The organism is Micromonospora sp. NPDC049004, assembly GCF_040649315.1.
GTDB lineage: Bacteria > Actinomycetota > Actinomycetes > Mycobacteriales > Micromonosporaceae > Micromonospora.
This window is the reverse complement of the sequence record NZ_JBEZFG010000005.1, coordinates 67,503-92,339: the sequence shown is the minus strand read 5'-3', so window position 1 is coordinate 92,339 and position 24,837 is coordinate 67,503. Positions and strand designations below refer to the sequence as shown.

Below are 24,837 nucleotides of genomic sequence, written 5' to 3'. Positions count from 1 at the left end.
AGTAATGATGCCTTCATGCGGTACGACGTGGTCGTCATCGGGTCCGGCTTCGGCGGCAGCGTCACGGCGCTGCGCCTGGCCGAAAAGGGTTACTCGGTAGGCGTCCTGGAGGCCGGCCGCCGCTTCGCCGACGACGAGTTCCCGCAGACGTCCTGGCGGGCCCGCCGGTTCCTCTGGGCGCCGAAGCTGGGCTGCTACGGCATCCAGCGGCTCACCCTGCTCCGCCCCGCCGAGCGGCGATCCGGCGGCGGCGTGCTCGTGCTCTCCGGCGCGGGAGTGGGCGGCGGCTCGCTGGTCTACGCCAACACCCTCTACGAGCCGCTGCCGGCGTTCTACACCGACCCGCAGTGGCGGGACATCACCGACTGGCGCGACGAGCTGGCCCGCCACTTCGACCAGGCGAAGCGGATGCTCGGCGTCACCACGTACCCGATGGACACCGGCGCGGACCGCGCCATGCGGGCGGTGGCCGACCGGATGGGGGTGGGCCACACCTTCCACGCCACCCCCGTCGGCGTGCACATCGGCCGCCCCGGCGAGCGCGTCGCCGACCCGTACTTCGGGGGCGTCGGTCCGGAGCGCACCGGCTGCCTGCACTGCGGCTCGTGCATGACCGGCTGCCGGCACGGGGCCAAGAACACGCTGGTCAAGAACTACCTGTGGCTCGCCGAGCGGCTGGGCGTCACAGTGCACCCGCTGACCACTGTGACGGCCGTCCGTCCGGCCGCCGACGGCGGGTACGAGGTGCACACCGAGCGCACCGGCGCCTGGCTGCGCCGACGGCGGCAGGTGATCCACGCCGAGCAGGTGGTCTTCGCCGCCGGGGCGCTGGGCACCCAACGGCTGCTGCACGGCATGAAGACCGACGGCGCCCTGCCCCGGCTCTCACCCCGCCTGGGTGAGCTGACCCGGACCAACTCGGAGGCGATCCTGGGCGCGTCGATCTCCCGACAGGAGGCCCGGCAGCGGCGGACCGACTTCACCGAGGGGGTGGCGATCACCAGCTCGTTCCACCCCGACCCGCAGACCCACATCGAGCCGGTCCGCTACGGGCGCGGCTCCAACGCCATGGGGCTGCTCCAGTCGCTGCTTGTCGACGGCGGCCCGCACCGCGTTCGGCGCTGGCTGAGCAGCATCGTCCGGCAGCCGGGGCTGGCCGCCCGGATGCTGTCCGTGCGCGGCTGGTCGGAGCGGACGGTGATCGCCCTGGTGATGCAGTCGGTGGACAACTCGCTGTCCACCCGCTGGCGGCGCGGCGTGTTCGGTCGCCGGCTGGTCACCGGGCCCGGTCACGGCACCCCGAGCCCGACCTGGATCCCGGCCGGCAACACCGCCACCCGGCTGCTCGCCGAGGAGATCGGCGGCACGCCCGGCGGCTCGCTCACCGAGCCGTTCGACATTCCGATCACCGCGCACATCCTGGGCGGGGCGGTGATCGGCGCCACCGAGGCCGACGGGGTGATCGACCCCTGGCACCGGGTGTACGGCCATCCGGGGCTGCACGTCGTGGACGGCGCGGCGGTGTCGGCGAACCTGGGCGTCAACCCGTCTCTGACGATCACCGCGCAGGCGGAACGGGCGATGTCCTTCTGGCCGAACAGGGGCGAGGAGGACCCCCGCCCGGCGCTCGGGGATCCGTACCGGCGACTCGACGCGGTGGCGCCCCGGCAGCCGGCGGTGCCGGCGGACGCTCCGGCCGCGCTACGCCCCTGACAGCGGGCGGCGCAGGATGTGGTTGATGCCGAACACGGTGTCGGTGACCCGTACGTCGGTGTAGCCGATCCGCCGGTAGAAGCCGTGCCCGGTGAGGCTGGCGCCGGTCTCCATGAACTCGTGCCCCTCGGCGCGGGCCAGCTCCTCGACGTGTCGCATCAACCGGCGGCCGACGCCCCGGCCGTGCGCGTCCGGGTCGACGAACATGGTGTAGACCTTGTTGCCGTCGCGGGACACCGTGCCGACCGGCCGCCCGTCCTCTTCGGCGACGTAGATCCGACGCTCGACGCCGAGCTCGCGGAACCGGTCGGCGGTGAAGTGGGCGCACATCTCATCGATCAGCTCGGCCGGGTAGTCGCGGCTGTTCACCTCGCGAAGACAGCGGACGACCAGGGCCGACAGCGCCTCGCCGTCCTCGGGACGGAACTGTCGTACGGTCACCTCGGTCATCGGCGTGCCTCCGTCCGGTCCGCGCTCGGGTCGCTGAGCACGGTATCGCCGCGCGTGGCGCCGGTGCGGTCCCGCGGAACGTTGTGGGTCGTACCGGATGAGGTGGGCGACGCGCCGCGCCGAGTGCGTGGGGCGCGGCTCGGGGCGGCCGTGACTGTCGGTAGGCTTTGTGCACATGAGCCTGCCTCGCCCTGTCCTCGTGGTGGACTTCGGAGCCCAGTACGCCCAGCTCATCGCGCGCCGGGTCCGCGAGGCGAAGGTCTACTCCGAGATCGTGCCGCACTCGATGCCGGTCGCCGAGATGCTGGCGAAGAACCCGGCCGCGATCATCCTCTCCGGTGGCCCGGCCAGCGTGTACGCGCCGGACGCCCCGCAGATCGACGCCGGCGTGTTCAGCACCGACGTGCCGCTCTTCGGCATCTGCTACGGCTTCCAGGCGATGGCCCAGGCGCTCGGCGGCACCGTCGCGCACACGGGCAACCGCGAGTACGGCGGCACGCCGCTGCGCCCCCGCCTCCTCGAGCCGGGCGTGCTGCTGCGCGACCTGCCGGCGGACCTGCCGGTCTGGATGAGCCACGGCGACTGCGTCACCGAGGCCCCCGAGGGCTTCACGGTCACCGCCGAGTCGGCGGGCGCCCCGGTGGCGGCCTTCGAGGACGTGGCCGGGCGTCGAGCCGGCGTGCAGTTCCACCCGGAGGTCGGGCACACGGCGCACGGCCAGGAGATGCTCCAGCGCTTCCTGTACGACATCGCCGGCATCGAGCCGACCTGGACGCCCGAGAACATCATCGACGAGCAGGTGGCCCGGATCCGCGCCCAGGTCGGTGACAAGGAGGTCATCTGCGGCCTGTCCGGCGGGGTGGACTCCGCGGTCGCCGCGGCGCTCGTGCACAGGGCGGTCGGTGACCAGCTCACCTGCGTGTTCGTCGACCACGGCCTGCTGCGTGCGGGTGAGGCCGAGCAGGTCGAGAAGGACTACGTGGCGGCCACCGGCATCAAGCTGAAGGTCGTCGACGCCGCCGACCGGTTCCTCGGCGCGCTGGCCGGGGTGACCGATCCGGAGCAGAAGCGCAAGATCATTGGCCGGGAGTTCATCCGGGTCTTCGAGGCCGCCGCCCGCGAGATCGCCTCGCACGGCGATGTGGAGTTCCTCGTCCAGGGCACCCTCTACCCGGACGTGGTGGAGTCCGGCGGTGGCTCCGGCACCGCCAACATCAAGAGTCACCACAACGTCGGCGGCCTGCCCGAGGACCTGAAGTTCGCCCTGGTCGAGCCGCTGCGCACCCTGTTCAAGGACGAGGTCCGGGCGCTCGGCCTCCAGCTCGGCCTGCCCGAGGCGATGGTCTGGCGGCACCCGTTCCCCGGCCCCGGCCTGGCCATCCGGATCATCGGCGCGGTCGATCAGGAGCGCCTCGACCTGCTGCGCCGCGCCGATCTGATCGCCCGCGAGGAGTTGACCGCGGCAGGTCTGGACCGGGGCGTCTGGCAGTTCCCGGTGGTGCTCCTCGCCGACGTGCGCAGCGTCGGCGTGCAGGGAGACGGGCGCAGCTACGGGCATCCCGTGGTGCTGCGCCCGGTCTCCAGCGAGGACGCGATGACCGCCGACTGGTCCCGGCTGCCCTACGACGTGGTGGCCCGGATCTCCACCCGGATCACCAACGAGGTCGCCGAGGTCAACCGGGTGGTCCTGGACGTGACCAGCAAGCCGCCGGGCACCATCGAGTGGGAGTGACAGCGGCTCACGCGGCGGGCGGCGTGTGGGGCGGGGTCGTCGGCGGGTAGGGCGGCGTCGGCGCGTACCCGTGCTGCGGTCCGCCGGGCGCGGGCCCGGCGGTGGGCTGCGGCGCGGCGCCCGCCGGGTGCGGCCAGGCGGGCGCGCTGGTGGGCTCCTCGGGCATCAGGAACCACATGATGGGGTACGCGAAAAGCGCGAGCCCGCCGGTGAGCAGGCCGGTGACCGCGAAGGCCACGCGGACCAGTGTGGGGTCGACGTTGAAGTAGCGGCCGAGGCCGCTGGCGACCCCCGCCACCATGCGGTCGGTGGTGGGTCGCCGGAGCTGCTTGTACGGGGCCTGGGGAGCGGCGGTGGATGTCATGTCTCCACGGTCCGCGCCGGTGCCCGGCCCGCCCTCGGTGACCGCCCGGATCCTTACCCTGACCGATCCCTGAGCGGGTAGCAAAGAGTCAGGAATCCGACTCTTTTCCGTCCCGGTAACGCCATCCGGGGAGAATTTGGTCCCGTGACCACCTTGCTGGAGCCGCTTCGCAGGATCGCGGCATACGCAGTTTGTGCTGATTCAGACGGCCGAGTGTTGCTGGTCCGCGCATCGGAGCGCTCCGGCACCCCCGGCACCTGGTCGCTGCCTGGCGGGGCGGTCGACCACGGTGAGGACCCGAACCACACAGTCGTCCGCGAGACCGCCGCCGAGACGGGCCTCTCGGTCGCCGTCTCGGGCCTGGCCGACGTGCTCGCCGACATGCGGGCGCTGCCCGAGCGGGGCATCACCATCCACACGGACCGGTTGATCTACCGGGTGGCGGTGCGTGGCGGCACCCTCGCCGACCGGGTCGGCGAACGCCCCACCGACCTGGCCCGGTGGTACACGCTCGACGAGGCCCGCGAGTTGCCGCTGCGCTCGTTCACCGCCCGTGCCCTCGGTCTGCCCGCCTCCTCGGCCGACGTGGTGCCCGACGAGGTGCCCGAGTTCCCCTCCTTCTACGCGGTGCCCGGCCCGGACGGGCTGCACCGGGCGCAGCGCTTCGCCGCGTACGCCGTGTGCACCGACCCGGCCGGCCGGGTGCTGCTCACACGGATCTCCGACGGCTACCCGGGCGCCGGCTGCTGGCACCTGCCCGGGGGCGGCACCGACTACGGCGAGCAGCCCGGCGCGGCGCTCATCCGGGAGTTGGTGGAGGAGACCGGCCAGGCGGGCCGCCTCGTCGAGCTGCTGGGTGTGGCGAGCCACCGGGACGCCGCCTCGCTCGGCCCGGAGGGTTACCCGATCGACTGGCACGGCGTCCGCGCCTTCTACCGGGTCGTGGTCGACGAGCCCAACGCGCCGACGATCACCGACGTCGGTGGCTCCACCTGCGAGGCCCGGTGGTTCGCCCGCGAGGAGCTGGGCGCCCTCGGAACCGACCGCCTGACCGAGGTGACGGCAGAAGCAGTCCAGGCAGCCCAACTAACCTGACCCCCCACCCCCACCCCCCGGGCTGCGCCCGGGTTCCCTCCTTGCGGCGATCATGAAGTTATTGTCGGGACACGCCGAGATGGACGGCGATAACTTCATGATCACCGGCCGGAGGGCGGGTGCGGGGGAGCGGGGGCTGGTTGTGGAGCTGGTGCGGCGGGTTGCGGTTTATGGTTTGTTGTCGGCTTCCGGGCGGGTTCTGGTTGTTCGGGAGCCGGCGGGGGGCCTCTGGTCGCTGCCCGGGGGGTCGGTCGCGCACGCCGAGCACCCAGAGCGTGCGGTCGTGCGCACGGTGGGCGAGCAGACCGGGCTGACCGTGTCGGTGGGGCGGTTGCGGGCCGTGGTCGCGGACGTCAGCCCTCCCACGCAGGACGGTGTCTCGCTGCACAACGACCGGTTGCTGTTCGAGATGACAGTCGACGGCGACGTGTCGGGCGACACCGGAGGCGGCACGATCGAGGCCCGCTGGGTCAGCCCGGAGGACGCGGCCCGGCTGCCGTTGACGCCGTTCAGCGCCGAACTGCTCGGACTGCCGGTCACCCCGCTCCCCGCCGACGCGCCCCCGTCCGCCGAGCCGCTCCCGCTGCTGCACCCGGATCGGCGGCTGCGCTTCGGGGCGTACGGGCTGGTCACCGACCCGGCCGGGCGGATCCTGCTCACCCAGATCGCGGACGGCTATCCCGGTGCCGGCAAGTGGCACCTGCCCGGCGGTGGCACCGATCACGGCGAGCAGCCGACCACCGGGCTGCTCCGTGAGCTGGTGGAGGAGGGCGGTCAGGTGGGCCGGGTGGTCGAACTGCTCGGCGTGGACAATCTGCACAACCCGGCCGCGCTCGGCCCGGAGGGGCGTCCGCTGGACTGGCACGGCGTCCGGGTGATCTATCGGGTCCTGGTGGACGTACCCACCGACGCGGTGGTGACCGAGTCGGCCGGTGGCTCGACCGCCCGGGCGGGCTGGTTCACCATCGCCGAGACCGCTGACCTGCCGCTGACCGGTATCGCTGCCTCGGCAATCGGACAGCTGGGTCGATAGCACCCGGCTCAGCGAGCCGAGATGGTGGCCCTCCGGTACAGTCGGAGGCGGGAATGGTGGAGGAAACGGGCGATCAAGCCCCGGATGGGAATAACAAGGCGGTTCGCGCGGTTTGCACCAGATATAAGTACCGCCGGCAGCTATCGCCAAGCCACGTTCCCCTATGCGATGGTGTACTCCGCAAAACGGCTGCCGGGCCACGCAAGGTCCGGCACGAGACAGCCGGACACCCGCCCCAAACGGCGGCAAGCCGATCCGGTGATGGAGGAAACGTGCCGAGAGCCCCATGGCGCCGGCGTCGTACGACTGACAGTCCGCGCCCCGCAGGGCGTCGCTGGGCGGGCCCGTTGCGCCGCAGCAGCACGTTCGCCCGCCAGGTGCTGCTGGTCCGGGTGGGTCGCCGTGACGGCGACCTGCGGACCACCGACGTGACACTGCCCGAGCACCGGTACGCCGACCGCCAGCGCCGCCGTTACGGCCTGGACCGGCTCAGCCGCCCGTCGCTCGGCGTCAACCGGGCCGAGATCGAGGCGGTCATGCCGGTCAGCCCGGCGCTGCCGCCGATGGCGCACGCCGACGAGGCGTCGTCCCGGTCGATCCCACTGCTGCCCGGCGAGCGCACCGTCGCCCGCCGGATGAAGTTCGGCCTGGTCAACGCCTGCACCCTGGCCAGCCTCATGCTCGGCATGCTGGCCATCTTCCTCGCCATGCAGGGCGAGGTGCGCATCGCCGCTCTCTGCCTGATCGCCTGCGTCGGCTTCGACGGCCTCGACGGCGCGTTGGCCCGCCGGCTCGGCGTGGCCAGCCCGTTCGGCGCTCAGATGGACTCGCTGGCCGACATGTGCTCGTTCGGCCTCGCCGCGCCGGTGGTGGTCTACGCCTCGCTCGCCGGCTCGGTGTCGACGGCTGCGGCCGCGGTCGCCTGCGCCCTGGTCGCGGCGTGTGCGGCGATCCGGCTGGCCCGCTTCAACGTCTCGCCGAAGGACGGCCGCTTCTTCTGCGGTGTCCCCACCACCATGGCCGCGGCCGTGCTCGCCGTGACGGTGGCGATCGGCCTGCCGGTGCCCGGCCTGGTGCTCGTCGCCGGAGTGGCGCTGCTCGCCTTCGCGATGGTGTCCAGCTTCCCGTACGCCAAGCTCGCGCGCCTGGTGAAGCTGCCGCCGTGGCTCTGGCTGGCCCCGGTGGTCGGCGCGCTCGTCGACATCCGGCTCACGTTCGCCCTGATCGTGGTGGGCTACCTGGTCAGCGGGCCGGTGCTCTGGCTGCGCCAGCGTCGTACCGCCTGATCCGACACACGAAAAAGGGGCGCCGCGGACAGCGGCGCCCCTTTTTCGCGTCTCGACGTCAGCGCCAGCGGGCGATGACCGTGGAGCCGCCGACCACCTTGTCACCCGGCCCCACCAGCGGGTCCGCGGCCTCGGCCGGCAGGTAGACGTCGGTCCGCGAGCCGAACCGGATGAGCCCGAAGCGCTCCCCCTTGGCCAGCAGCGCGCCGATCGGCGCCCGCTGCACGATGCGGCGGGCGATCAGGCCGGTCCGCTGCGCGACCACCACAGTGCCACGGCTGGTGTCCAGAACGGTGTACGCGGCGACGTTGTGCTCGGCGTCCGGCTTCATCGCGTTGACGAAGCCGCCGTCGGCGACGAAGTAGTCCACCACCTTGCCGGCGACCGGAGCCCGGTTGACGTGCACGTCCAGCACGGAGAGGAACACCGCGACCCGCAGCCACTCGCCGTCGCCGAAGCGCTCGTCGTGCAGGCGCTGCACCGACAGGACCTTGCCGTCAGCGCTGGCCACCACGGCGTTCGGGTCCTCCGGGACGTCCCGCTGGGGATCGCGGAAGAACGCGGCTACCGGCCCGGCGGCCAGCGCCGGCAGCAGCCACAACCTGCTCGACGGCCGCGCCACCCGGGCCAGCGCCGCCAGACCCAGCGTGATGCCCGCCGCGGCCACCCCGTTGGAGTCGATGTGCATTCCCCGGGTCAGCGGCACGCTCGACGGCCGGTACGCCGGGGCCAACCGGTCGGCCGCGGCCGGGCTGGCCGGGGTGAACCGGAGTCGGTAGACGCGTACCGGCGGCGTGTTCCGCAGCACCAGGTCCCCGCCGACGCCGTAGAGGGCGTCGTGGCGGGCCAGCTCGGTGGCCGCGCCGGTCGTCCGGCCCGGCGTCGCGGTCGTCGCCACGCTCAGCACGCCGCCGTCGGTCAGGTACTTGGACAACCCGTCGATGCCGCTCCGGGTCTCCTCGGCGGTGCCGATGAACGCCTCGCCGGCGATGACCACGGCGGCGGCCTCGGCGTCGGCGAGCGAGTCGACCACCCGGACACGGTCGGCGACCCATCGGCCCTGAGCGGTGACGTGCTCGCGGAGCACGGAGGTGCCGGACGAGTCGGCGGGCACCACGGTGAGCTGGTCACCGGGGAGCAACGCCTCGATGGCCGCGGCCAGCACCGCGGACTCCGGGCTCGCGCCGACCAGCAGGGCGGCCTTCGGGTCGTTCATCCGGGCCAGCTCGGCGACGAGGGTACGGGCGGCTCGCTCGCCGATGCGGACCGGACCGGACCGGCCGGTGGTACGCACGGCGGGGGACTGCGTCATGTCGGGCGGGCTCCTGACGGGGTAGAGACGGGAATCGCGGCGGGGCGCCATGGCGGGGACGGGCCGGCCGGCGGAGGCGAGATCTCCACCGGTCAGCATATGCGCCCGCCCGCGCCGGCCGCACCGCCGTGGAGGTGGTGCGGGCCGCCGCGGGCGGGGAGCAGGGTCAGGATTCCCGCCGTCGGCTCTCCCGCTCGTCCGCCGGATCGTCGCCGGTCGTCGTGCTGAGGTGATCGGGTCGGGTCGGCTGGTCACTCCCGTCAACGGGCTGGCCGGAGACCGGCGACGTCGGCGGCTCCGACGCGCCGTGGGCCAGCCAGGCCGGGTGGATGGCGTCCGCCGACGCCTCCGGTGCCCGCATCTCGGCGGTCGGGGCCTCCGGCAGACGCATCTCGGCGGTCGGCGCCTCCGGTGCCCGCGTCGCCACGGTCGGGGCCTCGGGCGGCAGGGGAGTGTCCCAGGTGGAGTGTTCGGCGGTCCACGCCGGAACACCCGCTCCGGAGGTCGGGGTGGGTGCCCCGGAGGTCGGCACGCCGGGCTCGGCGGCGGTGACCGGCCCGAACGCCGAGGTCGACGTGCCGGGTTGCGGGGCCGCGATCGTGGCCGGCTCGGCGACGTCGTTCGGCTCCGGGCGGCCGGATCGGCCGGAGCGCAACGCGCCGACCAGACCGAAGATCCCGATCAGGATCAGCGCGCCGGCCAGGAACCAGCCGACCGGCGGGAGTGCGAGCCCGAGCAGCTGGGCGAGCAGCCACCAGGCCGACAACGCCAGGAACACCAGCCCGAAGGCGAACGAGAGCAGGTCCGTACGGTGAGCCTTCACCGGGTCACCTCCAGGTTGCCGGCATTGACGTGGATGTACAGGCGCAGCTTCCCGCCGCCGGGGCCGTCCGCGCCCAGGTCGGTGGACTCCCGCTGGCGGCCGTCGATCCCGCCGGAACGGTTGCCGAAGATGGTGGCGTCGCCGGCATTGACGTCGGCCACGGTGGTGACGTCCACGTTCGGCGGTACGACAACTGTCGCCTTACCGAAATTGATCGCGACGGTCACCTGGCTGTCCTGCTTCGAGAAGTCGAGGCCCCGCAGGTCGAGCACGGCGTCACCGAAGCTGTTCTCGTACCGGTCGGCGAGGTCGCGGTAGTCGGTGGGCGCCCAGGTGACCGCGCCGTCCACGCCGCGGATGCGGTCGTAGGACTCGGCGACCGTGGCGGTCCCCAGAGCCGCGGCGGTCACCAGGCCGAGCGCGATCAGCCAGCGGGCCCGACCGAACCAGGTGCCGACCAGCAGCCCCAGCCCGATCGTCGCCAACGCGGCCGCGAAGTACGCCGAAGCGCTGACGGCGAAGACGTCCAGCAGGTCGAGCAGGGCGACGACGCCGAGGGCCAGGAAGATCAGCGAGAAGTTCACCGCGCCGAGCGGCGAACGCTCCCGGGGCCGCTTCGGCGGCTTCGGTGGTTTGGGCGGCGGGTACGCGGCCGGTGCCGGCGCGGCGTACGGGCCGTGCGGCGCGAACGGTGGGCGGTACCCGCCCGGCGTCGCCGAGACCGGGTAACCCGACGGACCGGCGGGCACTGCGGTCACCGGCGCCGACGGCCAGCCGGCGGTGGAGGTGACCTCGGTGGCCGTGTCGCTGCCCGGCCAGCTCTGCCCGGGTGCCGGCCAGGCGCTCTCCTGCGGCCCCGTCGTGGCGCCGGCCGGCTGCCCGAACACCGGCCCGGCCGCGGACGACAGTGCCGCCCCGGACACCTGCTGCGCACCGGCGAACGGCTGCGTGGCGGTGGCCGGCCGGGTGCCGTGCACGGGTGCGCTCGGCGGCTCACCCGGCGCCGCGGCGGCGTACGCCGGAGCGCCATCCGCCAACGGCGCGGTCGCCAGCGGCCCGGTGGACGGCACCGTGCCGTGCGTCGGGGCGGGCCAGGTAACCGGCGGAACCGGCCCGGGTGGCGTACCTGTCGGAGTGGGCGGCACCGGCCCACCCGGGGCGCCGGGCTGTGGCCCACGGCTGTCCCGGTTGAGCAGCAACGCGCCGCCGATCAGGATGGCCGCGCCGAGCAGCACGGCGCGGAAGGCGTCGGTGACGATGTAGCCGAAGCTGGCCGCCACCAGGATGCCCAGCACGATCACGGTCACCGGGGACATGCTGGAACGGCCGCGCCCCAGCATCGACTCCACCGGGGATGCCGTGTCGCCCTCGTTCGGGATGATCAGCCAGGCGGCGACGTACACCAGGATGCCGATGCCGCCGAAGAACCCGAGCACCGCGAGCAGCACCCGCCAGAGCACCGGGTCGGTGTTGGTGGCTCGTCCGATCGCGGCGCAGACCCCGGCCAGGTAACGACCGTCGCGCGGCCGGACCAGCCCGTACCGCGAGGTGAAGCCGGTGCCGCCCAGCGGCCCCACGGACGGCCCCGGCCCACCGGGCCCTCCAGGCGTACCCGCGCCGCCGCCGGCCCCGTAGCCGGCACCTGTCGTACCGCCGCCGGGCCCGTAGCCCGCGCCGGGCGCGAAGCCGGCGCCGGGCGGATAGCTCGGTGGCTCGTACGCGCCGGGTGTCGGTTCGGCGGCCGGGCCGGTGCCGGCGGGCGGGCCGAACGTGGTGGGCTCGGTCCAGCCGGCGGGTGTTCCGGCTGGGGCGGGCGGTACTGAACCGCCCGGCTGTGCCGACCCGGGGCGGGGCGGCGGGGCAGCTTCCTCGGTCATGCCTCGATCCTGCTGCCCGCTTCGCCCGAACGACCTCAGGACCCGACCCTGACCCCACCCTGAGATCCGAGCGGCCGGAATGTCGGGGGCGTCCCCGTGGTCGGGGGACGCCGCAGCGTGTGACGATCGGACTCACCGACATCCGGACAGCCCACCACCGTGACCAGGGAGCCTGCGATCAGCACCGTGACCCCGCCTCCGCGCCTCTACCGCGCCCCCGAGCACCGGATGGCCGCTGGCGTCGCCGCCGGTATCGCCGACCACCTCGGCATCTCGGTGCTGCGCGTGCGGGTCGCGTTCATGGTGCTGCTCGGGCTGAGCGGGCTCGGACTGCTGCTCTACGCGGCCTTCTGGGCGGTGGTGCCGCTGCGCCCCGGCGACACCGCCGTGCCGCCCCGGCGCGACGTGGCCCAGCTCCTGCCGTTCGTCGGGATCGGGCTCGGTGTCCTGCTGATCCAGGTGATGGTCTTCGACTCGGTCGGCGCGGCGGGCACCGCCGGTTGGCTGGTGGCCATCATCGCGGTCGGCGCCGGGGTCATCTGGCACCAGTCGGCGCCCGAGCGGCGACGGCGCTGGGGCGACACGATGCCGGTCCCGTGGCTCGGGGCGGTCGTCGAGGAGAGTGACCGGCGGGCCTTCGTGCTCCGGTTCATCGGCGGCGGGGTGCTGGTCGCGGTCGGCATCATCGGTGTCGCGGCGGTCTACTCGCCGGCACAGAACTTCGACGCGGTGATCAACGGGGTGATCTTCGCGCTGGTCGGGTTGGCCGGGGTCGGCGTGGTCGCCGCGCCGGTGCTCTGGCGGACGTACAGCCAGCTCCGCGCGGAGCGCGAGGGCCGCATCCGCGAGCAGGAGCGGGCCGAGCTGGCCGCGATGGTGCACGACCAGGTGCTGCACACGCTGGCGCTGATCCAGCGCAACGCCGGCGACGTCAAGACGGTGCAGCGGTTGGCCCGAGGTCAGGAGCGTTCGCTGCGCAACTGGCTCTACAAGCCCACGGCGTCGCCGAGCGAGCGCTTCGCGGCCGCCCTGGAGCAGGCCGCCGCCGAGGTCGAGGACACCTTCGCGATCACTGTGGAGACCGTGGTGGTGGGCGACCGGGAGACTGACGAGAAGGTCGGCGCGCTGGTCGCCGCCGCGCGCGAGGCGCTGGTGAACGCGGCCCGGCACGCAGGTGTGCAGACCGTGTCGCTCTACGCCGAGGTGGAGCCCGAACAGGTCAGCGTCTTCGTCCGGGACCGGGGCAAGGGCTTCGATCCGGATACGGTGGAGGACCACCGGCACGGCGTACGCGGTTCGATCATCGGACGGATGAAGCGGCACGGCGGACGGGCCGAGATCCGGTCCGGCCCGGGGGAGGGGACCGAGGTCCGGTTGATCCTGCCGATCTCCCGGGACTCGTCCGCAGCGGAGAGGAACAAATGACCATGGCCGAGCAGCCGATGGAGCACCTCGACCCGGCGACCAGCCGCCCGGAACGCCTGCGGGTGTTCCTGGTGGACGACCACGCGATGTTCCGCGCCGGGGTGCGTGCCGAGCTGGGCGCCCATGTCGAGGTGGTGGGTGAGGCGAGCACGGTGGCCGAGGCGGTCACCCGGATCGCCGCCACCGGCCCGGACGTGGTGCTGCTCGACGTCCACATGCCCGACGGCGGTGGCCGTGCCGTGCTGGAGGCGATGCGGCGCAGCCATCAGCAGGTCAAGTTCCTGGCGCTGAGCGTCTCCGACGCGGCGGAGGACGTGATCGGGTTGATCCGGGCCGGCGCCCGGGGTTATGTCACCAAGACCATCTCCCCGGACGAGCTGGCCGCGGCGATCCGTCGGGTCGCCGACGGTGACGCGGTGTTCAGCCCCCGGCTCGCCGGGTTCGTGCTGGACGCCTTCGCGGCCCGGCCGGACGCCCCGGTGGCCGACCCGGAGCTGGACCAGCTCACCAACCGGGAGCGGGAGGTGCTGCGCCTGCTCGCCCGGGGGTACGCGTACAAGGAGATCGCCAAGGAGCTGTTCATCTCCATCAAGACGGTGGAGACGCACGTGTCGAACGTGCTGCGCAAGCTCCAGATGTCCAACCGGTACGAGCTTTCGCGCTGGGCGGCGGACCGCCGGCTCGTGTGATCTATTCCTCCGCCCCGGCATTTCGGGCAGATGCCACGGATGCCGCTGGGCGGGGCTGACAAACGATCAGCCGTCGTCCCATACTGCCCCGGTCCCGTTTCCGCGCGTGGGTGTCGCATCCCGCGGAAACGACGGCTCACGCGCGTGCCCGCGATGGCGGGTCACCCCTGGGGAAGAGGTACCACTTCGATGTTGGGACAACGAGGACGACACTGGGCGCGGGTCGCCCTGGCGGCTGTCGCCGGCGGCGCCCTGGCGCTCGGCGTGGCGGGCGCCGCCGCCGCGGCCCCGGCCACCGGTGTGGCCAAGGCGGTCGAGGGCAGCCAGGTCACCCTGAAGCTCGACGGCAAGACGCGCACCACGTCTGCGCTCGCTCTGAAGATCGACGGCAAGCTGGTGCCGGCGTTCTGCATCGACTACCACACCAGCGTGAAGCTCGACGGCAAGTACGAGGAGGGCACCTGGGACGAGTCCCAGGTGAAGAACCTCGCCAAGGTGCAGTGGGTGCTGACCCACGGTTACCCGAACGCCGATTCCACCAAGCTCCTCGCCGCCGCCGGCGTGGACACCAAGATCGGCAAGAAGCAGCTCGACAACCTGCTCTACTTCGGCACCCAGACCGCCGTCTGGCACTTCAGTGACGGCATCGAGCTGGGCGCCTGGGAGAAGGGCCTGCAGGCCCCCAACCAGTACGAGGTGATCACGAAGGTCCGTGACTACCTCATCAAGAACGCCACCGACCAGCCGGAGCCGCGTGCCGAGCTGTCGGTCAGCCCGGCCAGCGCCACCGCGACGGTCGGCGGCAAGGCCGGTCCGTTCACGGTCAGTGGTCCGGCGGGTGCCATCACCGTCGCGGCCACCGGCGGCACCGCCGTCGACGCCGAGGGCAAGCCGGTCACCACGACCACCAACGGCGGGCAGTTCTGGCTGGCCGCCGAGGCCGCCGGCACGGTCGACGTGACGCTGACCGCGCAGGACGCCGTCTCCTTCGGCCGGGTGTTCCTGTTCACCGGCCCGAAGAAGGCGCAGAAGCTGATCCTCGGCGGCAGCACCGGCGCCACCGTCACCACCCGGGTCTCGGCCACCTTCACCGCCGTTCCCACGACGCCGCCGGCCACCCCGTCGGCGACCCCGAGCGCGTCGGCCTCGCCGACCACCCCGTCGGCCACGCCGTCGGACTCGGCGCCGCCGGCCAGCCCGGCCCCGTCCACCTCGCCGGCGAGCAACGGTGGCGGCCTGCCGCTGACCGGTTCGCCGATCGCGGCGGCGGCGACCGCCGGTCTGCTGCTGCTCGCCGCGGGTGCGGTCGCCGTCCTTGTGGTGCGTCGTCGCAAGGTCCGCTTCACCGCCTGATCCATCCCCGCCACACCACCGGCCCCGGCCCCGCCTCCAGGCGGCGCCGGGGCCGGTGTCGTCGTAGCCGCCGTGGTCGCCACTTTGATGATCAGAAAAACGCCCGCGGCACCCTCGGCCACCCAGCCGACCATGGTGCCCGTGCAGCCGACGTCGACCTCGTCCGGACGGGCAAAGAAAGTCGAGCCCGCGACAGACGCCGGAACGCGTGGTCGTCAAGCGAAAAACCTCACAGAAGCCGAGCCTGAGCGGGGCGCGAGCGTCCGAGCAGGTCATGTACTTCCAGGTCGGAGACACCCACCCCGACCGTTTTATGATCATTTTTCAAGTATCGGCAACGTGGCGGGCAACTAACGGCTTGATAACGGCACCTTCACGGAAGAGGCCAGTGGGTGTCACAGTGGCAGCACCTCACCCTCGGTGTGTGGCACTCCGTACGGCCCACGACCACGACCTCCGCTGTTCCCGGCGGGTTCGTGGCTGTGTCGCCTGCGTAGGGTCGTGCCTCGTCGGGTGAGGGAGCCCGGCGGATCGGAACATCAGGGGTGTCCCCAAACTTCCCTGTGGTCCCGGCGACCCCCGCCCCGGGGTGGTCGGGCGGTGTCACCCCCAAAACGTGCGTGAAACCCACGACGGAACCAGGTTAGAAAGAGGAGGCCCCTCGGAATGAGAGTCTCGAAGCGGGCGACGAGCGCGATCGCGCTCAGCGCGGCTGCCGCGCTTGTCGCGAGCGGTTGCTCGAGCGGTGACGGCGACGGCGACGCCGCCGCCAGCAAGGATGGCGCGATCGTCATCCACGGCGTCCAGCCGGAGAACCCGCTGGTTCCGTCGAACACCACGGAGACCGGCGGTGGCAAGGTCATCGACTGGCTGTTCACCGGCCTGGTCGAGTACCCCAACGACGGTGGGGCCCCGCGCAACGCGCTGGCCGAGTCCATCGACACCAAGGACTCCAAGGTCTTCACGATCAAGATCAAGAAGGGTACCAAGTTCCACGACGGTACCGAGGTGAAGGCGAAGAACTTCGTCGACGCCTGGAACTGGGCCGCGTACTCGCCGAACGGCGCGCAGAACGGCTCCTTCTTCTCGGACATCGCGGGCTTCGACAAGACCTACACCGAGGACCCGGACGGCCCGGACGGCCCGCAGAAGGCCCCGGCCCCGTCGGCCAAGGAGCTCTCCGGCCTGAAGGTCATCGACGAGCAGACCTTCGAGGTCACCCTCGCCGCGCCGACCGCGGTCTTCCCGACCAAGCTCGGCTACAGCGCCTTCATGCCGCTGCCGGACGCGTTCTTCACCATGAAGCCCGAGGAGTTCGGCAAGAAGCCGATCGGCAACGGCCCGGTCAAGTTCGTGTCGTGGCAGGACAACGTCCTCATCAAGCTGACTCGTTTCGACGACTACAGCCTGCGCGACAAGATGAAGATCAAGGACGTCGACGTCAAGCTGTACCAGGACGAGACGGCGGCCTACGCCGACCTGCTCGCCAACAACCTTGACTTCATGGAGGTCGTCCCCACCTCGGCGCTCGCCGGCGACAAGTGGAAGACCGACCTCGGCGACCGTGGCCTGAACACCGTCACGCCGTCGACCGCGCTGATCGCGTTCCCGATCTACGACAAGCGCTTCCAGAACCCGAAGCTGCGTCGTGCGGTCTCGCTGTCGATCAACCGGCAGGAGATCTCTGACAAGATCTTCTTCGGCACCCGCAAGCCGGCCGACAGCTGGGCGAACCCGCTGACCCCGGGCGCCAAGCCGGGTAACTGCACCGCCTGCAAGTTCGACCCGACCACGGCCAAGCAGCTGCTGACCGAGGCCGGTGGCTTCACGGGCGAGATGGTCTTCTACTACAACTCGGACTCCAGCCACAAGGACTGGATGGACGCGGTTGCGCAGCAGGTCAAGACCAACCTCGGCATCGAGGCTCGCGCCGAGGGCATCCCGACCTTCGCGGTGTTCCGTCAGAACATCAACGCCCACAAGATGACCGGCCCGTACCGTGCCGCCTGGCAGCAGGACTACCCGGACGTGGAGAACTGGGTCAACCCGCTCTACGTCAAGGGTGGCTCGTCCAACGACGGCCTGTACAGCAACCCGGAGGTCGACACCCTGGCCAAGCAGGCCAGCGCTGCTCCGAGCCTGGAGGCTTCGCACGAGGCCTTCGCCAAGGTTCTCGAGAAGGTCGACCAGGACGTCCCGAGCATCCCGATCTACTTCTACGGTCAGCAGTCCGGCCACTCGGAGAAGATCAAGAAGCTCGAGCTGAACAACGTCGGCGAACTCGACATCACCTCGGTCGAGCTCTGATCCGAACGGTCTGACCCCGGGTCGGGCTCGCCACATCCGGTGAGCCCGACCCGGGGCCGTTCCGCGAGTGGATGCCACAGCACTCCACTCGCCACGTTGTCACCACCGTGTCGGCCGTCCGACGCGCCCCCTGTCTGGAGGACCACCCCATGGGCCGTTATCTGTTGAGACGGCTGCTCCAACTCGTGCCCGTCTTCATCGGCTCGACCTTCCTGATCTACTGGCTCGTCTGGTCCGTCCCGGGCGACCCGTTCGCCGGCAAGTGCGGCGAGCGCCGCTGCCCGGACCAGTACGTCGCGTACATGACCGAGAAGTACCACCTGGACCAGAACGTCTTCGTGCAGTACGGCAACTACATGAAGAACCTGCTCCAGGGCGACTTCGGCCAGACGTTCTCCCAGCGCGACATCGGCGACATCATCGCCACGGCGTACCCGAACACCCTGAAGCTGGCCCTGGTCGCGCTCGCCATCGAGGCTGTCATCGGCCTCGGCGCCGGCATCCTGACCGGTCTGCGCCGCAACGGCTTCCTGGACAACCTGGTCCTCGTTTCGACCCTCTTCCTGCTCGCGCTGCCGGTGTTCGTCGTCGGCTTCGTGCTGCAGTGGCTGCTGGGTGTGCAGTGGGGCATCGTCAAGCCGACCGTCTCGTCCGAGATGCGGTTCTCCGAGCTGATCGTGCCGGGCTTCGTGCTCGGTAGCGCATCGGTGGCGTACATCGCCCGGGTGGCCCGAACGAGCATCGCGGAGAACCGCCGTGCCGACTACGTGCGCACCGCCATCGCCAAGGGCCTGCCGATGCGCCGGGTCGTGGGTGTGCACCTGCTGCGCAACTCGCTCATTCCGGTCGTCACCCTGCTCGGCACCGACCTCGGCGCCCTGATGGGCGGCGCGATCGTCACCGAGGGCATCTTCGGCATCAACGGAATCGGGCGCGAGGTCTACCGCGCGATCGTCACCAAGGAAAGCGCTACCGTGGTTGGCATCGTGGTCGTACTGGTGGTCGTCTATCTGTTGATGAACCTGTTGGTCGACCTGCTCTACGCCGCCCTGGACCCGAGGATCCGTTATGAGTGACCCGAGTACCGCTTCGATTGTCAGCACCCCTGCTGCGCAGCCGACCGACACCCCCGCCGCCCCCGGGCCGCAGAGCAACGAGAAGCCCCGTGGTCTGCTCGGTGACGCCTGGCGGGACCTGCGCCGTAAGCCGCTGTTCTGGATCTCGGCGACGATCATCGTCATCTTCCTGTTGATGGCGGCCTTCCCGTCGCTGTTCGCCCCGGGCGACCCGGTCAACGGAGCGCTCTCGCGCAGCCTCAACAAGGCGTCCGGCGACGCGTGGTTCGGGTACGACCTGCAGGGCCGGGACGTCTACGCCCGGGTCATCTACGGCGCGCGTGCCTCCATCGTGGTCGCCGTGCTCTCCGTGGTCGGCACCCTGCTGGTCGGCGGCGCCATGGGCATCATCTCCGGATACCTCGGTGGCTGGGTCGACACGATTCTCAGCCGGGTCGCGGACGTGTTCTTCGGAGTGCCGTTCGTGCTCGGCGCGATCGTCATCCTGACCACGTTCAACGGTTCGGGCAGCAGCAACAGCAAGGCCGAGATCATGGGCCTGGTGATCATCTCGCTGATCGTGCTGAGCTGGCCGGTCGTCATGCGGTTGATGCGCTCCTCGGTGCTCGCCACCAAGGAGGCCGACTACATCGTGGCGGCGCGCGCGCTGGGTGCCGGCAGTGGCCGGATCATCCTCAAGCACCTGCTGCCGAACTGCCTGGCCCCGCTGCTGGTCTACGGCACGATCATGGTCGGCTCGTTCATCGGCGCCGAGGCCACCCTGTCCTTCCTGGGTGTCGGCCTGAAGTCGCCGGTGGTGTCCTGGGGCATCATGATCAGCGAGGGTAAGGATTTCATCCGGGTCGCGCCGGGGCTGGTGTTCTTCCCTGCCGCATTCCTCGTCGCCGCGGTGCTGAGCTTCGTGATGCTCGGTGAAGCGGTCCGCGAGGCCCTCGATCCGAAACTCCGCTAGGGGAGATCCAGTGTCCGACATTCTCGTGTCTGAGCAGTCCGCGCCGGGATCCGGCGGGTCCGGGCGCCCCTCCGGCCGGCTGCTCGAGGTCGACGACCTGCGGGTGGAGTTCCGTACCCGGGACGGCGTCGCAAAGGTCATCAACGGGGTCACGTACCACGTCGACGCGGGGGAGACCCTCGCCGTGCTCGGCGAGTCCGGCTCCGGTAAGAGCGTCACGGCGCAGACGATCATGGGCATCCTCGACACGCCCCCCGGCTTCGTCACCGGTGGGCACGTCCGCTTCCACGGCAAGGACATGCTCCGCATGTCCGCCGAGGAGCGCCGCCGCATCCGCGGTGAGGGCATCGCGATGATCTTCCAGGACGCGCTCTCCGCCCTGAACCCGGTCTTCACCGTCGGGTTCCAGATCGCCGAGCAGTTCCGGGTTCGGCGGGGTCTGGGTCGCGCGGAGGCCAAGAAGCGCGCGATCGAGATGCTCGACCAGGTCAAGATCCCGAACGCCAAGGGCCGGTTCAACAACTATCCGCACCAGTTCTCCGGCGGTATGCGGCAGCGCGCGATGATCGCGATGTCGCTGGCGCTCGACCCCGAGGTGCTGATCGCGGACGAGCCGACCACCGCGCTCGACGTGACGGTGCAGGCCCAGATCATGGACCTGCTCGCGGAGCTCCAGCGTGAGCGGCAGATGGGCATGATCCTGATCACCCACGACCTCGGTGTGGTCGCCGACGTCGCCGATCGGATCGCCGTCATGTACGCGGGCCGGATCGTCGAGGAAGCCGACGTGTACGACCTGTACGCCAAGCCGGCGCACCCGTACACGATGGGTCTGATCGACTCGATCCCGCGTCTGGACGAGAAGGGGCAGCAGCTCCGGACGATCAAGGGCCTCCCGCCGAACCTGATGAACATCCCGCCGGGCTGCCCGTTCAACCCGCGCTGCCCGATGGCGCAGCCGGTGTGCCGGGAGAAGGTCCCCCCGCTGCTCCAGGTGGGCCCCGCCCGGGCCAGCGCCTGCCACTTCGCCGAGGAGCTGGTGAACCGTGTCTGAGAACATCCTCGAGGTCCGTGACCTGGTCAAGCACTACCCCGTCACCCAGGGTGTGGTGTTCAAGAAGACCGTCGGCCAGGTCAAGGCCGTCGACGGGGTCTCGTTCGGTCTGCGGGCCGGCGAGACGCTCGGTGTCGTCGGCGAGTCCGGCTGCGGCAAGTCGACCCTCGCCCGGGTTCTGATGAACCTGGAGAAGCCGACCGCCGGCAGCGTGGTCTACAAGGGCCAGGACATCTCCAAGCTCTCCGGTGGGGCGCTGCGTCGGCTGCGTCGGCAGATCCAGCTGGTCATGCAGGACCCGTACACCTCGCTGAACCCGCGGATGACGGTCGGTGACCTGATCGGGGAGCCGTTCGAGATCCACCCGGAGGTGGCGCCCCGGGGTAGCCGTCGGGCCAAGGTCCGCGAGCTGCTCGACCTGGTCGGGCTCAACCCGGAGCACATCAACCGGTACCCGCACCAGTTCTCCGGCGGTCAGCGTCAGCGCATCGGCATCGCCCGCGCGCTCGCGCTGCGGCCCGAGGTGATCGTCTGCGACGAGCCGGTCTCGGCGCTGGACGTCTCCATCCAGGCCCAGGTCATGAACCTGCTGGAGAAGCTGCAGAGCGAGCTGGGGCTGTCGTACATCTTCATCGCCCACGACCTGTCGGTGGTTCGCCACCTGTCGGACCGGGTGGCGGTGATGTACCTCGGCAAGATCGTTGAGATTGGCACCGAGGACGAGATCTACGAGCGGCCGACCCACCCCTACACCCAGGCGCTGCTCTCGGCGGTGCCGGTGCCGGACCCGACCCAGCGGAACAACAAGACGATCATCCGGCTCACGGGTGACGTGCCGTCGCCGATCAGCCCGCCCTCGGGCTGCCGGTTCCGGACCCGCTGCTGGAAGGCGCAGGAGGTCTGCGCCGAGCAGGTCCCGCTGCTGGAGATCCGGCGCGACTCGGACCACCCGAGCGCCTGCCACTTCGCGGAGCGTCGCGAGATCGTCGCCACCCACGAGGTGTGAGTCACCGGAACCGCCTGCCGACGTCACCACGACGACGGCAGGCGGTTTCGTCTGTCCGGGGTCCGCTGAGCGGGCCGCCGGTGGGGTCACCGACCGGCGGCTCGCCGAGGCGCCTCAGAGCGGCCCGCGGCCCGCGCGCAGCAGCAGCAGCGCCAGTTGGGTGCCGTCGGCGCCGAGCGCGAGCCGGAAGCGCTCCAGGATGTCCCGTTCGCGCGAGAGCACCAGGCGGGTGCCTCCGGAGGCCATCCGGGTCGCCCCGACCTCCTGGGACAGCGCGGCCCGCTCCTGCCAGAGCGCGATCAACGCGTGGTCGATCTCGTCGATCCGTTCTCTGATCTGCACGATCCGCGCAGCGGCGGTCGGCTCCACGGTGCCGGTCCGTGCGTCGGACGGGTCGCCGCCGCGCACCGAAGGCACCACCTCCGGCACGCTCCCGCTCGCCGGGGGCTGTCCCGCCTCCGGCCCGGCCGGGCCACCGTTCTGCTCCACCACGTCTGTCATCATCGGGTACCTCTCGTGCTGTGGTGCCCGGTGCCCGGAACCCGGGACGGAAAAAGCCCCGGACTCCAGGAGCCCGGGGCTTTTCGCAGGTCTGTCGATCAGGCGCGACCTACGGCAGCCGGACTCCCGGTGCCGTAGTAAAAGTAGTAGCGCGCAGCGATCACGCCGTCGAGTATGCCCACGCCGGTGGCCGGCGCGCAAGGATTCCGGCGCAAAAGGGCGGCCCCGCTCGGGTGCTTCCGGCGCCGGCACGGCGGCCCGGCCCGACGGACGGCGCGGTCGGGAAGTGTCCGGCTGGCGGCATAGACTTGGCGCGCGATGCATCCTCTCTTCGACATTCCCGCGTCCCCGCCCGCGCCGGAGTCCGCGCCGGCCCGTCCGCACCGGCCCGGGTCGGCCCCCGTCCGCCTCGATCCGCAGCAGCTCCTCGCCGGGCTGAACGGGCCGCAGCGCGACGCCGTCAGCCACGCCGGTTCGCCGTTGCTGATCGTGGCCGGCGCCGGGTCCGGCAAGACGCGGGTGCTCACCCACCGGATCGCCTACCTGCTCGCCGCACGGGACGTGCATCCCGGTGAGATCATCGCCATCACCTTCACCAACAAGGCGGCCGGCGAGATGAAGGAGCGGGTCGCCGCGCTGGTCGGCCCGCGGGCCCGACTGATGTGGGTGTCGACGTTCCACTCGGCGTGCGTCCGCATCCTGCGCGCCGAACACGAGCACGCAGGCCTCAAATCGACGTTCTCGATCTACGACGCGGACGACTCCCGCCGGCTGATGCAGCTGGTCACCCGCGAGCTGGATCTCGACCCGAAGCGCTACCCGGCGCGGGGGCTGGCCGCTCAGGTCTCCAACCTCAAGAACGAGCTGGTCGACCCGGAGCAGTTCGCGGCGCGGGCCACCGGGCCCAACGAGCGGGCGCTCGCCGAGGCGTACACGCTCTACCAGCGCCGGCTGCGCGAGGCGCACGCGCTGGACTTCGACGACCTGATCATGACGACCGTGCACCTGCTCCAGTCCCATCCACACGTCGCGGAGAGCTACCGGCGACGGTTCCGGCACGTGCTGGTGGACGAATACCAGGACACCAACCACGCCCAGTACATCCTGATCAAGGAGTTGGTCTCCGGCACCGACGGGCTGGAGCCGGCCGAGCTGTGCGTGGTCGGTGATGCCGACCAGTCGATCTACGCGTTCCGGGGCGCGACGATCCGCAACATTCTGGAGTTCGAGCGGGACTTCACCGACGCGCGGACGATCCTGCTGGAGCAGAACTACCGCTCCACCCAGACCATCCTCAACGCGGCCAACGCGGTGATCGACCGCAACACCTCCCGCAAGCCGAAGCGGCTGTGGAGCGAGGCCGGTGACGGCGAGCGGATCGTCGGCTACGTGGCCGACACCGAGCACGCCGAGGCGGACTGGGTCGGTCGGGAGATCGACCGACTGGTCGACGCGGACGAGACCCGGCCCGGCGACGTCGCGGTCTTCTACCGCACCAACGCCCAGTCCCGCGTCTTCGAGGAGGTGTTCATCCGGGCCGGCCTGCCCTACAAGGTGGTCGGCGGGGTGCGCTTCTACGAGCGCAAGGAGGTCCGCGACGCCCTCGCGTACCTGCGGTCGGTGGTCAACGACGACGACACGGTGAGCCTCCGGCGAGTGCTGAACACCCCCCGCCGGGGCATCGGCGACCGCGCGGAGGCGTGCGTCGAGGCGCTGTCCAGCCGCGACCGGGTCTCCTTCGGCGCGGCGCTGCGCCGGGCCCGGGAGGCGCCCGGCATCTCCACCCGGGCGGCCAACGGCATCGCCGACTTCGTGGCGCTGCTCGACGGCGCGCGGGAGCTGGCCGAGACCGGCACCCCGGAGGAGGTGCTGGAGGCCCTGCTGACCCGCTCGGGCTACCTCACCGAGCTGGAGGAGAGTCTGGACCCGCAGGACGCGGGCCGGGTGGACAACCTCCAGGAACTGGTCAGCGTCGCCCGGGAGTACACCGAGCGGATCGAGGCGACCGGCGCCGACGGGGACCGGGCCACCCTGGCGGGCTTCCTGGAGCAGGTCGCGCTGGTGGCCGACGCCGACCAGATCCCCTCCGACGACCCCGACCACCAGGGCGTCGTCACCCTCATGACGCTGCACACCGCCAAGGGCCTGGAGTTCCCGGTGGTCTTTCTGACCGGGCTGGAGGACGGCGTGTTCCCGCACCTGCGCTCGCTGGGCGACACCCGCGAGCTGGAGGAGGAGCGCCGACTGGCGTACGTGGGCATCACCCGCGCTCGGCAGCGGCTCTACCTCTCCCGGGCGGTGACCCGTTCGGCCTGGGGGCAGCCGTCCTACAACCCGCCGTCGCGGTTCCTGGAGGAGCTGCCACCGGAGCTGGTGCGCTGGGAGCGCACCGAGGGGTCGTACACCTCGTGGGCCGGCGGGGGCGGCGGCGTCGGCGGTCGTGCCGATCGTGCGCCCGGCGGCCGCGGCACCTTCACCGGGGGTACGCCGAAGGCGGCGCAGCTGGCCCAGCGGCTCGGCGTGGACGCCAGTCGCCTCACCACGGCCAGCGAGCTGCCGCAGGGGCCGAAGGTGGCCGCCGGCGACCGGGTCAACCACCAGCGCTACGGGCTGGGGCGCGTGCTCGCCGTGGAGGGGCACGGCCCGGGCGCCCGCGCTCAGATCGACTTCGGCGACCAGACCATGTGGCTGGTCCTCCGCCATGCCCCGGTAGACAAGCTCTGACCTCGCGCGCCGATCCTGCACTTCTGTTGCCGATATGAGTACTTGTGCCCTTCATGTCGCCGCAG

General features: G+C 71.4%; 19 protein-coding genes and 1 pseudogene. 14 read left to right on the top strand and 6 right to left on the bottom strand.

Annotated elements, in window-relative coordinates:
* Positions 1-15 precede the first annotated feature (15 nt).
* Positions 16-1,713, top strand: a complete 1,698-nt coding sequence (locus AB0B97_RS16605; RefSeq protein ID WP_357494398.1) for a GMC family oxidoreductase — start codon at positions 16-18, stop codon at positions 1,711-1,713.
* Here the strand turns inward: AB0B97_RS16605 and AB0B97_RS16600 are convergent.
* Positions 1,702-2,163, bottom strand: a complete 462-nt coding sequence (locus AB0B97_RS16600; RefSeq protein ID WP_357494396.1) for a GNAT family N-acetyltransferase — start codon at positions 2,161-2,163, stop codon at positions 1,702-1,704. The genes AB0B97_RS16605 and AB0B97_RS16600 overlap by 12 nt on opposite strands.
* Positions 2,164-2,338: 175 nt before the next feature.
* Between AB0B97_RS16600 and guaA the strand changes: the two genes are divergently transcribed.
* Positions 2,339-3,895 carry a glutamine-hydrolyzing GMP synthase gene (gene guaA, locus AB0B97_RS16595; RefSeq protein WP_357494394.1) on the top strand — a complete coding sequence of 519 codons (1,557 nt, stop codon included), beginning with the start codon at positions 2,339-2,341 and terminating at the stop codon, positions 3,893-3,895.
* A gap of 7 nt (positions 3,896-3,902) precedes the next feature.
* On the opposite strand, the gene AB0B97_RS16590 is transcribed toward guaA, so the two are convergent.
* Positions 3,903-4,259 (bottom strand): PspC domain-containing protein, encoded by a 357-nt coding sequence (locus AB0B97_RS16590; protein ID WP_357494392.1) that lies wholly within the window; start codon positions 4,257-4,259, stop codon positions 3,903-3,905.
* Positions 4,260-4,403: 144 nt separating this feature from the next.
* Here AB0B97_RS16590 and AB0B97_RS16585 point away from each other — a divergent pair, with 144 nt between their 5' ends.
* From AB0B97_RS16585 to AB0B97_RS16575, 3 genes are all read left to right on the top strand, one after another.
* Positions 4,404-5,354: an NUDIX domain-containing protein gene (locus AB0B97_RS16585; RefSeq protein WP_357494390.1), complete on the top strand. Its 951-nt coding sequence runs from the start codon at positions 4,404-4,406 to the stop codon at positions 5,352-5,354.
* Positions 5,355-5,496: 142 nt separating this feature from the next.
* Positions 5,497-6,387, top strand: a complete 891-nt coding sequence (locus AB0B97_RS16580; protein ID WP_357494952.1) for an NUDIX domain-containing protein — start codon at positions 5,497-5,499, stop codon at positions 6,385-6,387.
* A gap of 347 nt (positions 6,388-6,734) precedes the next feature.
* Positions 6,735-7,673 carry a CDP-alcohol phosphatidyltransferase family protein gene (locus AB0B97_RS16575; RefSeq protein ID WP_234589336.1) on the top strand — a complete coding sequence of 313 codons (939 nt, stop codon included), beginning with the start codon at positions 6,735-6,737 and terminating at the stop codon, positions 7,671-7,673.
* A 58-nt stretch (positions 7,674-7,731) separates the two neighbouring features.
* Here the strand turns inward: AB0B97_RS16575 and AB0B97_RS16570 are convergent, their stop codons facing one another.
* The 3 genes and pseudogenes from AB0B97_RS16570 to AB0B97_RS16560 form a co-directional block, all read right to left on the bottom strand.
* Positions 7,732-8,985 carry a phosphatidylserine decarboxylase gene (locus AB0B97_RS16570; protein ID WP_357494388.1) on the bottom strand — a complete coding sequence of 418 codons (1,254 nt, stop codon included), beginning with the start codon at positions 8,983-8,985 and terminating at the stop codon, positions 7,732-7,734.
* A 637-nt stretch (positions 8,986-9,622) separates the two neighbouring features.
* Positions 9,623-9,808 (bottom strand): annotated as a pseudogene (locus AB0B97_RS16565) (hypothetical protein); the annotation flags it as partial.
* Positions 9,805-11,685 carry a PspC domain-containing protein gene (locus AB0B97_RS16560; protein ID WP_357494386.1) on the bottom strand — a complete coding sequence of 627 codons (1,881 nt, stop codon included), beginning with the start codon at positions 11,683-11,685 and terminating at the stop codon, positions 9,805-9,807. The gene AB0B97_RS16560 and the pseudogene AB0B97_RS16565, both read right to left, overlap by 4 nt.
* A 159-nt stretch (positions 11,686-11,844) precedes the next feature.
* On the opposite strand from AB0B97_RS16560, the gene AB0B97_RS16555 reads away from it, so the two are divergent.
* The 8 genes from AB0B97_RS16555 (at position 11,845) to AB0B97_RS16520 (ending at position 21,547) form a co-directional block, all read left to right on the top strand.
* On the top strand, positions 11,845-13,110 hold the full coding sequence (locus AB0B97_RS16555) for an ATP-binding protein (protein WP_234590204.1): 1,266 nt from the start codon (positions 11,845-11,847) through the stop codon (positions 13,108-13,110).
* 2 nt (positions 13,111-13,112) lie between these two features.
* The gene (locus AB0B97_RS16550; protein ID WP_357494949.1) at positions 13,113-13,799 is read left to right on the top strand and encodes a response regulator transcription factor; all 687 of its coding nucleotides are present in this window, start codon (positions 13,113-13,115) and stop codon (positions 13,797-13,799) included.
* A 189-nt stretch (positions 13,800-13,988) separates the two neighbouring features.
* Positions 13,989-15,152, top strand: coding sequence for a thioester domain-containing protein (locus AB0B97_RS16545; protein ID WP_357494384.1), 1,164 nt, complete (start codon positions 13,989-13,991; stop codon positions 15,150-15,152).
* A gap of 666 nt (positions 15,153-15,818) precedes the next feature.
* Positions 15,819-17,459: an ABC transporter substrate-binding protein gene (locus AB0B97_RS16540; RefSeq protein WP_357494382.1), complete on the top strand. Its 1,641-nt coding sequence runs from the start codon at positions 15,819-15,821 to the stop codon at positions 17,457-17,459.
* Between the two features lie 149 nt (positions 17,460-17,608).
* Positions 17,609-18,535, top strand: coding sequence for an ABC transporter permease (locus AB0B97_RS16535; protein ID WP_007465043.1), 927 nt, complete (start codon positions 17,609-17,611; stop codon positions 18,533-18,535).
* Positions 18,528-19,487 (top strand): ABC transporter permease, encoded by a 960-nt coding sequence (locus AB0B97_RS16530; protein WP_234590197.1) that lies wholly within the window; start codon positions 18,528-18,530, stop codon positions 19,485-19,487. The genes AB0B97_RS16535 and AB0B97_RS16530 overlap by 8 nt, the downstream gene beginning before the upstream one ends.
* 25 nt (positions 19,488-19,512) lie before the next feature.
* Positions 19,513-20,541, top strand: a complete 1,029-nt coding sequence (locus AB0B97_RS16525; protein WP_234590213.1) for an ABC transporter ATP-binding protein — start codon at positions 19,513-19,515, stop codon at positions 20,539-20,541.
* A complete protein-coding gene (locus AB0B97_RS16520; RefSeq protein WP_308195420.1) occupies positions 20,534-21,547 on the top strand; it encodes a dipeptide ABC transporter ATP-binding protein in 1,014 nt (337 codons plus the stop codon). The genes AB0B97_RS16525 and AB0B97_RS16520 overlap by 8 nt, the downstream gene beginning before the upstream one ends.
* Positions 21,548-21,661: 114 nt before the next feature.
* On the opposite strand, the gene AB0B97_RS16515 is transcribed toward AB0B97_RS16520, so the two are convergent.
* Complete coding sequence (locus AB0B97_RS16515) at positions 21,662-22,051, bottom strand: chorismate mutase (RefSeq protein ID WP_357494379.1); 390 nt, start codon at positions 22,049-22,051, stop codon at positions 21,662-21,664.
* Between the two features lie 315 nt (positions 22,052-22,366).
* On the opposite strand from AB0B97_RS16515, the gene pcrA reads away from it, so the two are divergent.
* The gene (gene pcrA / locus AB0B97_RS16510) at positions 22,367-24,772 is read left to right on the top strand and encodes a DNA helicase PcrA (RefSeq protein ID WP_357494377.1); all 2,406 of its coding nucleotides are present in this window, start codon (positions 22,367-22,369) and stop codon (positions 24,770-24,772) included.
* Positions 24,773-24,837 lie beyond the last annotated feature (65 nt).

Excerpts from the sequence above, each read along its gene's own strand:
- AB0B97_RS16605 (WP_357494398.1), top strand. The coding sequence starts at position 16 with ATGCGGTACGACGTGGTCGTCATCGGGTCCGGCTTCGGCGGCAGCGTC.
- AB0B97_RS16600 (WP_357494396.1), bottom strand. The coding sequence starts at position 2,163 with ATGACCGAGGTGACCGTACGACAGTTCCGTCCCGAGGACGGCGAGGCG.
- guaA (WP_357494394.1), top strand. The coding sequence starts at position 2,339 with ATGAGCCTGCCTCGCCCTGTCCTCGTGGTGGACTTCGGAGCCCAGTAC.
- AB0B97_RS16590 (WP_357494392.1), bottom strand. The coding sequence starts at position 4,259 with ATGACATCCACCGCCGCTCCCCAGGCCCCGTACAAGCAGCTCCGGCGA.
- AB0B97_RS16570 (WP_357494388.1), bottom strand. The coding sequence starts at position 8,985 with ATGACGCAGTCCCCCGCCGTGCGTACCACCGGCCGGTCCGGTCCGGTC.
- AB0B97_RS16560 (WP_357494386.1), bottom strand. The coding sequence starts at position 11,685 with ATGACCGAGGAAGCTGCCCCGCCGCCCCGCCCCGGGTCGGCACAGCCG.
- AB0B97_RS16550 (WP_357494949.1), top strand. The coding sequence starts at position 13,113 with ATGGCCGAGCAGCCGATGGAGCACCTCGACCCGGCGACCAGCCGCCCG.
- AB0B97_RS16545 (WP_357494384.1), top strand. The coding sequence starts at position 13,989 with ATGTTGGGACAACGAGGACGACACTGGGCGCGGGTCGCCCTGGCGGCT.
- AB0B97_RS16540 (WP_357494382.1), top strand. The coding sequence starts at position 15,819 with ATGAGAGTCTCGAAGCGGGCGACGAGCGCGATCGCGCTCAGCGCGGCT.
- AB0B97_RS16535 (WP_007465043.1), top strand. The coding sequence starts at position 17,609 with ATGGGCCGTTATCTGTTGAGACGGCTGCTCCAACTCGTGCCCGTCTTC.
- AB0B97_RS16530 (WP_234590197.1), top strand. The coding sequence starts at position 18,528 with ATGAGTGACCCGAGTACCGCTTCGATTGTCAGCACCCCTGCTGCGCAG.
- AB0B97_RS16515 (WP_357494379.1), bottom strand. The coding sequence starts at position 22,051 with ATGATGACAGACGTGGTGGAGCAGAACGGTGGCCCGGCCGGGCCGGAG.
- pcrA (WP_357494377.1), top strand. The coding sequence starts at position 22,367 with ATGCATCCTCTCTTCGACATTCCCGCGTCCCCGCCCGCGCCGGAGTCC.